The sequence below is a fragment of the Sinorhizobium psoraleae genome, assembly GCF_013283645.1.
Classification (GTDB): Bacteria; Pseudomonadota; Alphaproteobacteria; order Rhizobiales; family Rhizobiaceae; genus Sinorhizobium; species Sinorhizobium psoraleae.
This window is the reverse complement of record NZ_JABEKV010000002.1, coordinates 311,859-322,601: the sequence shown is the minus strand read 5'-3', so window position 1 is coordinate 322,601 and position 10,743 is coordinate 311,859. Positions and strand designations below refer to the sequence as shown.

8 protein-coding genes are annotated in these 10,743 nt (G+C 61.3%); 2 read left to right on the top strand and 6 right to left on the bottom strand.

The genetic code is table 11. The features are described from left to right. Window positions 1–80 precede the first annotated feature (80 nt). Window positions 81–2,729: an aminopeptidase N gene (gene pepN / locus ILFOPFJJ_RS10365; RefSeq protein ID WP_173510472.1), complete on the bottom strand. Its 2,649-nt coding sequence runs from the start codon at window positions 2,727–2,729 to the stop codon at window positions 81–83. Between the two features lie 419 nt (window positions 2,730–3,148). On the opposite strand from pepN, the gene ILFOPFJJ_RS10360 reads away from it, so the two are divergent. Further along, a complete protein-coding gene (locus ILFOPFJJ_RS10360) occupies window positions 3,149–4,087 on the top strand; it encodes a DMT family transporter (protein WP_173510471.1) in 939 nt (312 codons plus the stop codon). A gap of 18 nt (window positions 4,088–4,105) precedes the next feature. On the opposite strand, the gene ILFOPFJJ_RS10355 is transcribed toward ILFOPFJJ_RS10360, so the two are convergent. The 5 genes from ILFOPFJJ_RS10355 to ILFOPFJJ_RS10335 form a co-directional block, all read right to left on the bottom strand. Further along, window positions 4,106–5,398, bottom strand: a complete 1,293-nt coding sequence (locus ILFOPFJJ_RS10355; protein WP_173510470.1) for an MFS transporter — start codon at window positions 5,396–5,398, stop codon at window positions 4,106–4,108. Window positions 5,399–5,583: 185 nt separating this feature from the next. Next, window positions 5,584–5,739, bottom strand: a complete 156-nt coding sequence (locus ILFOPFJJ_RS10350; protein ID WP_173510469.1) for a hypothetical protein — start codon at window positions 5,737–5,739, stop codon at window positions 5,584–5,586. A gap of 59 nt (window positions 5,740–5,798) precedes the next feature. Then, complete coding sequence (locus ILFOPFJJ_RS10345; protein ID WP_173510468.1) at window positions 5,799–5,975, bottom strand: hypothetical protein; 177 nt, start codon at window positions 5,973–5,975, stop codon at window positions 5,799–5,801. A gap of 142 nt (window positions 5,976–6,117) precedes the next feature. Continuing rightward, window positions 6,118–6,999 carry a uracil-DNA glycosylase gene (locus tag ILFOPFJJ_RS10340; RefSeq protein ID WP_173510467.1) on the bottom strand — a complete coding sequence of 294 codons (882 nt, stop codon included), beginning with the start codon at window positions 6,997–6,999 and terminating at the stop codon, window positions 6,118–6,120. Window positions 7,000–7,039: 40 nt separating this feature from the next. Continuing rightward, a complete protein-coding gene (locus ILFOPFJJ_RS10335) occupies window positions 7,040–8,332 on the bottom strand; it encodes an Hsp70 family protein (RefSeq protein WP_173510466.1) in 1,293 nt (430 codons plus the stop codon). Window positions 8,333–8,657: 325 nt separating this feature from the next. Here ILFOPFJJ_RS10335 and ILFOPFJJ_RS10330 point away from each other — a divergent pair, with 325 nt between their 5' ends. Beyond that, the gene (locus ILFOPFJJ_RS10330; protein ID WP_173510465.1) at window positions 8,658–10,322 is read left to right on the top strand and encodes an electron transfer flavoprotein-ubiquinone oxidoreductase; all 1,665 of its coding nucleotides are present in this window, start codon (window positions 8,658–8,660) and stop codon (window positions 10,320–10,322) included. Window positions 10,323–10,743: the final 421 nt, after the last annotated feature.

Sequence of the window (10,743 nt, the reverse complement as noted above, 5' to 3'; positions counted from 1 at the left end):
TTTAATCATTGGAATCGTTCACTGCGGCTTTGGCCTGATTCGAGCCGAAGCCGCAGTGATTCGTGATGGCGGGAGGCCCGTCAGGCCTTCAGCATGCGGTCGACGATATCGCTGACGTCCGCGGAGAGGTTGGATGCGCCGGCGATCTCGTTCAGAGCGTTGCGGGCATGATCGGCCCGGACATCTTCCAGCGAGCGCCATGAACGCATCGAGGTCAGAATGCGCGCCGCGAGCTGAGGATTGCGCGGATCGATGTCGAGAATTTGCCGGGCCAGGAAGCGATAGCCTTCGCCGTCGGCCCGATTGAACCCGGTCGGGTTGGAGAAGGCGAAGGTTCCGACGAGCGAGCGCACACGGTTAGGATTGTTTCCGTTGAAAAGCGGATCGGACATCAGTGTCTTGACGCGATCGAGGGTCTCGGGGCCGGGGATTGTCGCCTGGATCGCGAACCATTTGTCGATGACGAGGGCGTTGTCCGCAAACCGTTGCTTGAAGCCGGTGAGTGCGGAGGTCGTTTCCTTCGTGTCCGGGAAGCGATGCGCAAGCAATGTCAGCGCGAGGCTGAGGTCGGTCATGTTGTTGGCATTACGGAACGCCTCCGCCGCCTTCTCCGGTCCCTTGTCACCATAGACGAGGAAGGTAAGGGCGCTGTTGCGCAGCGCCCGTCGACCGGCACTGGTGGCATCCGGGCTGAATGGGCCGGGCGATGCCATTTCATTCGTCAGTCGGATGAACGTATCCCGTCCGGCTGCGGCGACACCGGCCAGGATCTGCTGACGGCCGGCGTGAATGGCATCCGGATCGTTGTTGCTGCCGATTTCCCGGGCGATATCGGATTCGCTCGGCAGCGCGAGCGCCTGCGAGCGGAACGCCGGTTCCAGCCGATCATCCGCGGCCGCGGCAATAAGGCCATCAAGGAGCGCGCCGTCGCAGGTGACCGGTTGACCGCTGCGTGCCTGCGCCGTTGCCGCGACCAGATTGTCGAGCGCGATGGCATTCAGTGCCTGCCAGCGGGCGAAAAGGTCGATCTCGTGGCGCGCGATCAGCGCGCGGTCCTCTGCGCTCTGCTCCATGTGGAGGTTGATCGGCGCCGAGAAACCGCGGTTCAAGGACGGGACGGGACGGGAGGGAATGCCGGAGAAGACAACCGTCTGCCTGCGTTCGGTCAGATGGACGACATCGTCCGTGATGTCGGCGCCGGAAACCTTTGCAGCTTTCGCTTCGCTGCCATCCTCGAGCAAGAGCCCGAGCCGCAGCGGAATATGCATAGGCTCCTTGATGCTCTGCCCCGGAGTGGGAGGCACGGTCTGCTCCAGCGAAAGCGAAAAGGTCTCCCGTTCCGCATCGTAGGAACCCGAAGCGGTGACCAGCGGTGTCCCCGCCTGATGATACCAGAGCGAGAATTGCTTGAGGTCGCGTCCACTGGCGTCCTCGAAGCAGGCGATGAAATCCTCGATCGTCACCGCCTGGCCGTCATGGCGGTCGAAATAGAGGTCCATGCCCTTCTTGAAGAGATCGCGCCCGAGGATGGTGGCGATCATCCGCGTCACCTCGGAGCCCTTCTCATAGACGGTGGTCGTATAGAAGTTGTTGATTTCACGATACGTCGTCGGGCGCACCGGATGGGCGAGCGGACCGGCATCCTCGGGAAACTGCTCCGACTTCAGGTGGCGCACCTCGGCGATGCGCTTGACGGCGCGGGAACGCATGTCCGCGGAAAATTCGTGGTCGCGGTAGACGGTCAGGCCTTCCTTGAGGCAGAGCTGGAACCAGTCGCGGCAGGTGATGCGGTTGCCTGTCCAGTTATGGAAATACTCGTGCGCGATGATCGCTTCAATGTTGGCGTAGTCCGCGTCCGTTGCCGTCTCCGGGTCCGCGAGCACGTACTTGTCGTTGAAGACGTTGAGCCCCTTGTTCTCCATGGCGCCCATGTTGAAGTCGGAGACCGCGACGATCATGAAGATGTCGAGATCGTATTCGCGGCCGAAAACCTCCTCGTCCCACTTCATCGAGCGCTTCAGCGCGTCCATGGCGTAGGAAGCACGGGCTTCCTTGCCATGCTCGACATAGATCCTGAGCGCGACAGTGCGGCCCGAGACGGTCGTGAACGTGTCTTCCACTACGCCGAGGTCGCCGGCGACCAGTGCGAAAAGATAGCTCGGCTTCGGGTGTGGATCGTACCAGGCGGCAAAATGACGACCGTCGCCCATTTCCGCGCCGCCGAGATAGTTGCCGTTCGAGAGCAGAAGCGGTGATGTTGCCTTGTCGGCGATGACGTTGACCGTATAAACGGCAAGCACATCCGGTCGATCTGGGAAGTAAGTGATGCGACGGAACCCCTCCGCCTCGCACTGGGTGCAATAGACGTTGTTGGTGCGGTAGAGGCCCATCAGCTTGGTGTTGGTCTCAGGCGAGAGCAGAGTTGTTACCGTGATCTCGAAGGGGGTCGTTTCCGGGAGATCGCGGATCGTCAGCGTATCGTCCGTGGCCTCATAGAGCGCTGGCGGTATGTCCACCTGATCGAGCAGCAGGCCGGTCATGCGCAGTTCGTCGCCGTCCAGGACCAGAGGCGCCGCGGGGCTTACCCCTTCGCGCCGGTGGAAAATGAGGCGCGCTTCGACCTTCGTTTCCTTGGGGTCGAGCTCGAAAGTCAGATCCACTCTCTCAAGGACGAAGTCGGTCGGCCGGTAGTCTTCCAGACGAATGGTCTGGCCAGTATTTGTCCGCATGATCAGTCTCGCTTGCGCCTTCCTTGTACATTCGATTTGTAGAGGGCGCCTGTGATGGTGAAAAGCCCAAGGGGCGAAAAGCGAAGCCTTGCCACATGATTGTGATGCCGGTGGCCGCACTCCGGCGAAGACGTGGCTTCCGGTATTCTTCCCGCTCCCTTATCGATCAGTGATTTACAGAAGCGTCACTAACAAGAACTAAATCGGCAAGGATTTTTTCGCGCATGCTAAAGAATCTTGGCACGCTGCGGATTCGATGGCGAATGCATCAAGAAAAAATGCTTTCCATCAAGAAATTTGATCCTTATTCCGATATGGCGCCGCTAGAGTAAGCGCGATCTTCCTGCGGCTTTTCCGCCGCGTCTTCCTCGGCTGACATCCTTCCTGCATTGGCCGGCAGCGTTTGAAAAGTGCGTTCGATGGATGCGGACATCCTAAGCCCGATGAAGGGGATCCTGTTCAAGGTTCTTTCGGTCGTCATCTTCGTTTGCATGTCCACGTGCATCAAGGCTGCGGGCAGCGACATCGCCACCGGGCAAATCACCTTCTACCGTTCCGCCTTTGCGATGGTGCCCATCCTGGGCTTTCTGGCGCTTCGCGGCGAGTTGCGCGACGCGTTCAGAACCAAGGACATCACTGGACATCTAGCGCGCGGCTTCGTCGGAATTCTCTCGATGAGTTGCGGGTTCTACGGGCTCGTTCATCTGCCGCTGCCGGAGGCGATTGCGATCGGCTACGCCATGCCGCTGCTCGCTGTGATCTTCGCAGCCGTCTTTCTCCGGGAAACCGTGCGGCTTTACCGGTGGTCCGCGGTCGTGATCGGGCTCATGGGCGTGCTGATCATCACCTGGCCGCGGCTGACGCTGCTGCGCAACGGAGAATTCGGTTCGTCCGAGGCGCTTGGTGCGGTCGGCGTGTTGCTTTCTGCGACGCTTGGGGCGATCGCGATGGTGCTCGTGCGCAAGCTGGTGAAGACCGAGCGAACGCACACGATCGTGCTTTATTTCTCCCTCTCGGCCTCGATGTTTTCGCTTGCGACGTTGCCCTTCGGCTGGGCGACAATGTCCTGGACGTCCTTCCTGCTGCTGATGGTCGCCGGCTTCTGCGGAGGCGTCGCGCAGATCCTGCTGACGGAAAGCTACCGTCATGCCGACATGTCGACGATCGCCCCGTTCGAGTACACATCGATCGTGCTGGGCATTGCCATCGGCTATTTTTTCTTCGGCGATATACCGACGGAAACCATGTTGGCGGGCACGGCGATCGTTGTCAGCGCGGGCATCTTCATCATCTTTCGCGAGCACCAGTTGGGATTGGAGCGCAGAGGCGCCCGCAAGCATGTGACGCCGCAAGGGTGACGATTGCTCGCCAAGCCCTTATTCCGAGGACCGCTCCCACAGGGGAACGGTGTCGTCGCTGATGAGCGCATCGGCATCTGCCTGTTGGGCGATCGGGCTCGTCACATCGGGACCCGGCGTCGGCATAACGGTGGTCGCCTGGAAATCGGTCTTGGCGACGAGCCCTTGGTGCTGCTCGCGCCTCAGAATGCGCCAGGCGGCGTAGCCACCGTAGAGCGCGAAGTAGACGGCAAGGACGATGAACAACGCCGCAGGACCGAAGCGGTCCATCACGGGGCCGACCATTAACGGCCCCACGATGGTGCCGATCCCGTAGGTGATCATCAGGCCCGACGAGATCTCGACATATTCGTTCGGGCGGGCGAGGTCGTTGGCATGCGCGACATTGAGCGCATAGATCGGGAAGAGCACGCTGCCGATGCAGGCGGCCATGAGATAGAGCATCGCCGGGCTGCTGCCGATCGAAGCCGACATGGCAAGGCAGGAGATGACGCCGACAATGCCGCAGGCGACCATGACGATGCGGCGGTCCATTCGGTCCGAAGCGCGGCCGATCGGTATTTGCATGATCGCGCTTCCGGCGAGCAGCGATGCAAGGAGGGTCGCGCCCTCAGCCGTAGAAAGCCCGATCCTCTGGGTGAAAACGCCGCCAAGATTGAGCCAGGCACCGGAAAGCGCACCGGCGAGAATGCCGCCGACGACGGCGACCGGCGAGCGGCGGAATAGACCTGGAATGTCGAATTTCGCTTGCGCCGGCGGCGCCGGCATGGGCGAGGAGGAAAGCGCCGTCGGCAGCAGCGCCAGCGAAAACAGCACGCCGCAGAGAATGAACAGCGAGGTGTTGGTTGGGTCGCCGAGGGGCACCAGATATTGGCCGCCGATGGTGCCGACCATGGTCGTGATGAGGTAGAGCGAGAAGAGAAGGCCGCGATTGTCGTTCGTCACACGCTCGTTGAGCCAACTCTCGATGACTAGATAGCTTCCGGAAATGGCAAAGCCGGAGATCGCCCGGAAGAAGATCCAGGCGCGCCAGTCGACAAAGAGCCCGCACATCAGGATGGCAATCGAGAGCAGGGTGATCAGCGCGGTAAAGACGCGGACATGTCCGACGCGCAGCACGAATTTCGGTGTGACGATGCAGGAGAGCGTGAAGCCGAGCGTATAGCCGGTGGCAAAGATCGACACCGTCAGCGTGGACCAGCTTTCTGCCACGGAGCGCACGGGAATGACATAGCTTTGCAGCCCGAAGGCCACCATCATCAGCAAGGTGGACAGCATAAGGCTGAAAACGGAAGAGAGACTGGCCAGCATCGGCGCTCCTGGACGTTGCCGGTGTCGTCTTCAGCCTTGGCGGAGACTCGTCCGGGATACGGGGAAGGAGAGTCGATCGAGTCCTCGTCAGCTCACTCCACGGATCGGAATGAGAGTGGCTCTATCGAAATTTCTGGACGCTGTCGATTGCGACAGTCTTTGGCGAAAAGGCGCAGGAAGCCGGATTAGTTCGGCAGCAGCGGGCTGACGGCGACCCTGTGAGCACGCCGTGGATCTTTGATCGTGCTCAGGCGGCTATATTCGCGCGAGGCGCGCACAGCTGTGCCGATGTCGGAGATCGTGTCGAGCAGGCCCCGAATACTATCGAGCGGCTTGGACATATTCTCTTCCTATCTGCGGTCTGGAACGAGCGATGCGGAGCTGTGTGCTCCGCTCGGCGTCAGCGCTGAATGAATTCGGCGTAGAACTGTGCCGGACGCGTGGTCCGGGAAAGGCCGATTGCGGTCATCTGCTCGTTGGCTGCCGTGCCGAAATTATTGAACGGCGTCCGCAGCGCAGCGCCGGCATGGCGGAGCGTCTCAAAGCTGCTGTGGATCGGACGAAAGCAGGCAGTCATGGTTCATTTCCTTTTCCATTCCTCCCGTTCGCTCATATTGCGATGCAGCATTGATTTTGCAATGCATTAAAATGCGGCGCTGGCATGCGCAATTCGCATGGCTTTTTTCACGATCTGTTCATGAGTTGAGCGCTGAGCGTGCTTAGCCGCTAAATCTGGCCCTGAAGGCCAGCAGATCCTGCCAGGCAAGCCGCTTGTTGACTGGTGCCGTCACGAGATCCTGGGGGTGCAGCGTGGCCAGCGTCGCGACGCGGTGACCACCAGCGGAAACTTCGCGCCATTCCCCCCGCAACTGATGGATCGTATCGCCGCCGCCGAAGAAGAAGCGAGCGGTGAAGTTTCCGAGAAGCAACAACTGCCTGGGTTCCGCGAGCGCAATCTGCCGCTCGATGAAGGGGCGGCAGATATCTGCCTCCCGCGCGGTAGGCACGCGATTTCCGGGCGGCCGCCATGGCACGACATTTGTCAGCAGCACATCTTGCTTCGCGAGACCGATCCCGGAAAGCATGCGCTCGAGCATTTCGCCGAGCTTGCCGGCGAATGGCTGGCCATCGCGATCGTCGTCCGGATAGGGCATCGGTCCGACAATCATGATGCCGGAAGCGGGGTTGCCCTCGGCGAAGACGAGATTGCGGGCGCTGTTCTTCAGGTTGCAGTAATTGAAGGACTCCATGGCCGTCCGCAGTTCGGGCAGCGAGCGTGCGGTTTCCGCGGCGAACCTGGCCTCCTTGACGGCCTGCTCGTCGGGGACTGCGACAGCCGGAGGGGAGGCTGCCGGCGCGGCCGGAACGGCATTGCGGGACTGAGTGGATGCCGCTGGCTGCGATCCTGCAGCTAGACTTTGCCCGGTGCCCGCCGGGCGTTGAGGTGCGCCGCGTGCTTCCGCGCGCCTCGCCTTCATCGTCTCGAATTCCGCTAACCGGTCGACGGCTTCGTCTTCCAGCAGCCATTCGACGCCCGCGTCCGCATGGAAGGCGAGAAGGGCGGCAAGCTCTGCAGGGGAAAGGTCGTTGGCCGGGATCATGGCGCGAATGTAGCAGATCGGCGGAAGCGGTCCAGCGGCATCAGGCGGCTTCTGCCGTCCAGGTCTCGATGTCCTGCCGTTCGCCGATCAATGCAAGGCCGTGCGCGATAGACAGGAGTTCGCCGCCGCTTTCGATCTTTGACCGGTCGAAACGGTTGTCGAATATCCGTCTTACCGCCGGTACGAAGGACGTGCCGCCGGTGAGGAATACCTTGTCGATCGTTGCTGGCGCCGTCTCCGTTTTTTGAAGCACCTCATCGAGCGCCTGTTCGATGCGGGAAAGATCGGGTGCGATCCAGGTCTCGAAGTCTGTGCGCCGAACCGTCCTGCGCGCCCGATCGCCGAGCGGTGCAAAGAAGAACTCTGTTTCCTCCTCCTGCGACAGCCGCATTTTGGTGGCAGAAACCGCCTGATAGAGCGGATAACCCTCATCATGTTCGATCAGGTCCACAAATGCTTCAAGCTTTTCCGGCTCAAGGCTCGCCCGGACAAGCTTCTTCAGTCCGGAAAAGTCCTTCAGCGTCTTGAAGATCGACAACTGGTTCCAGCGGCCGAAATTGGCATAGTAGCTCGACGGCACTTCAAGCAGCTTGTCGAAGCTCTTGAACAGACTCCCCTTTCCGATGAGCGGCGAGACGATATTGTCGATGATGCGGAAGTCGAAATGATCGCCGGCGATGCCCACACCGCCATGCCCGACCGGCGTCGCAGTCAGTCGCCCGCCCTCGCTCTCGAAGCGGATGATCGAGTAGTCGGTCGTCCCGCCGCCGAAATCGGCTACCAGCACGGTCGCATCCCTGTCGAGGGTTCGCGCAAAATAGAAGGCAGCCGCGACCGGTTCGTAGACGTAGTGGATTTCCGGAAAGTCGAAGCGGGCGAGGGCACGATTGTAACGCTGGAGCGCCAGTTTTTCGTCGGGGTTGGCGCCGGCAAACTGCACCGGGCGCCCGACGACGATGCGCTTCAGCTCGCTGCTCCAGTCGCTGCCCGCATAATCCCTCAACCGCGCGAGGAACGCATACATGAGGTCTTCGAAGTCGTGCCGTTTGGCGAAGACCATCGTCCCTTGGAAGAGCGAACTCGCTGCGAACGTCTTTATCGACTGGAGGAAGCGGCATTCGCCGGGGTTGTCGATGAACTCGCGGATTGCCGCCTGTCCCGCTTCGATCTGTAACCGTCCGCGGTCTGCGCCTTTGAGGAACGAAAGTGCGGTTCGCGTGGTGTCGGATTTGCCCGCCGGACTGTCGACGACGACGGAGCGTGTCGAGGCGTCCTGTGACAGTGCTAGCACCGAATTGGTCGTGCCGAAATCTAGGCCGAGGGCCGATGCCATGACGTTCTCCGTATCTAAACCAATTCCAGGAAGAGGGCGGTAACGGTTATCCGTCCGGAATTGCGTCACTCTCAGGGGAGGGCGGGCCTCCTCGCATGCGGAGACCATAAAAGCAAGCCGCATCGACCACCGGAATCGCACGCCATATTTACGTTTACGTACAAGTAATATAGAGCACGTGTGGTAAACTCATGAAGTTATGCGCAAATGCGGAGATAGTCTGTCGCATCTCGGCTCGACAATCCTGGCCGCATTTGCCATGACGGGATGATTTGGCTGGGAACAGAGAACCGGCGCAAGACCGGCGAGACTGGAGAGCATAAGAATGACCGAGCGACAGGAACTGCCGGAACGCGAGAGCATGGAATTCGACGTGGTGATCGTCGGCGCCGGTCCGGCCGGGCTTGCGGCGGCGATCCGGCTGAAGCAGGTCAATCCGGAGCTGTCGGTCGTGGTGCTGGAAAAGGGTGCTGAGGTCGGCGCCCATATCCTCTCCGGCGCCGTCGTCGATCCGATCGGCATCGACCGGCTGCTGCCCGGCTGGCGCGACGAGCCCGACCATCCGTTCAAGACCGAAGTCACCGACGACCATTTCCTGTTCCTGGGTCCCGCCGGCTCGGTCCGCCTGCCGAACTTCCTGATGCCGCCGCTGATGAACAATCACGGCAACTATGTCGTCTCGCTCGGCAATGTCTGTCGCTGGCTGGCGACGCATGCCGAGGCGCTTGGCGTCGAGATCTATCCGGGCTTTGCCGCAACCGAGGTGCTCTACAACGACGAGGGCGCGGTGATCGGCGTCGCCACCGGCGACATGGGTATCGAACGCTCTGGCGAGCCGGGGCCGAACTTTGCCCGCGGCATGGCGCTGCTCGGCAAATACACGCTGATCGGCGAGGGCGTGCGCGGCTCGCTGGCCAAGCAGCTGATCGCCAAATACAGGCTCGGTGAGGGCCGCGACGTGCCGAAATTCGGCATCGGGCTGAAAGAGCTCTGGGAGGTCAAGCCGGAAAACCATAAACCCGGCCTGGTGCAGCATTCCTTTGGCTGGCCGCTCGACATGAAGACCGGTGGCGGCTCCTTCCTCTATCACCTCGAGGACAACCTCGTCGCGGTCGGCTTCGTCGTCCACCTCAATTACAAGAACCCCTATCTGCATCCGTTCGAGGAGTTCCAGCGCTTCAAGACCCACCCGGTGATCCGCGGCACGTTCGAAGGGGCGAAGCGCCTTTCCTACGGCGCCCGCGCCATCACCGAGGGCGGCTGGCAGTCGGTGCCAAAACTGTCCTTCCCCGGCGGCGCGCTGATCGGCTGCTCGGCCGGCTTCGTCAACGTGCCGCGCATCAAGGGCAGCCACAATGCGGTGCTGTCGGGCATGCTGGCGGCGGAAAAGCTCGCTACAGCGATCGCTGATGGCCGCGCCAATGACGAGCCGATCGAGATCGAGCGCGGCTGGCGCGACAGCGCCATCGGCCAGGACCTGAAGCGGGTCAGGAACGTCAAGCCGCTGTGGTCGAAGTTCGGCACCGCCATCGGCGTCGCGCTCGGCGGCCTCGACATGTGGACCAACCAGCTCCTCGGCTTTTCCTTCTTCGGCACGCTGAAGCACGGCAAGAGCGATGCGCAATCGCTCGAACCGGCGGCCCGGCACCAGAAGATCGATTATCCGAAGCCGGACGGCGTCTTGACCTTCGACCGGCTGTCCTCGGTGTTCCTGTCGAACACCAATCACGAGGAAGACCAGCCGATCCATCTTCAGGTCAAGGACCCCGAACTGCAGAAGCGCTCGGAATACGACGTCTATGCCGGTCCGTCGAGCCGCTACTGTCCGGCCGCCGTCTACGAATGGGTGGAGAAGGACGGCCAGCCGACCTTCGTCATCAACGCCCAGAACTGCGTGCACTGCAAGACCTGCGACATCAAGGACCCGAACCAGAACATCAACTGGGTGCCGCCGCAAGGCGGCGAAGGCCCGGTCTATCCGAACATGTAATGTTCGAGAGGCGAGCCGCCCGAAATCGCGTCGGGAAAGAGCGGCAGCCGGTCTTTCGACATGTGAGGTCATGCCGGCCGATAGGCGCCGGCATTTGCCGGTTCAGATGGCCTGGCGCTGGGACGTCCAGGCCGACGTCGCCTCCGCGGTTGATCCTTGCCTTTTGATAAAGGCGGCACGGTTGCCGGGCCTCCAAACCCATCAATTTTTTGTGTCTCCGGGAAGTGAGTCAGCGCACTGGCTGACGCAAATGGAAAAGTGTTTGCCGGAAAGACTGAGTAGCAATGATGGGGGCGTCGATCCGAATAGGCATTGACGGCCGTCGTAAGCTGTTGCTTCCATTCCTCTCGGATTGGGGCAGGGGCCTTGTTCCGTTCGCTGCCGGCCGTTGCGGTGAGGCTGACAGTTCGCCATGGGTACA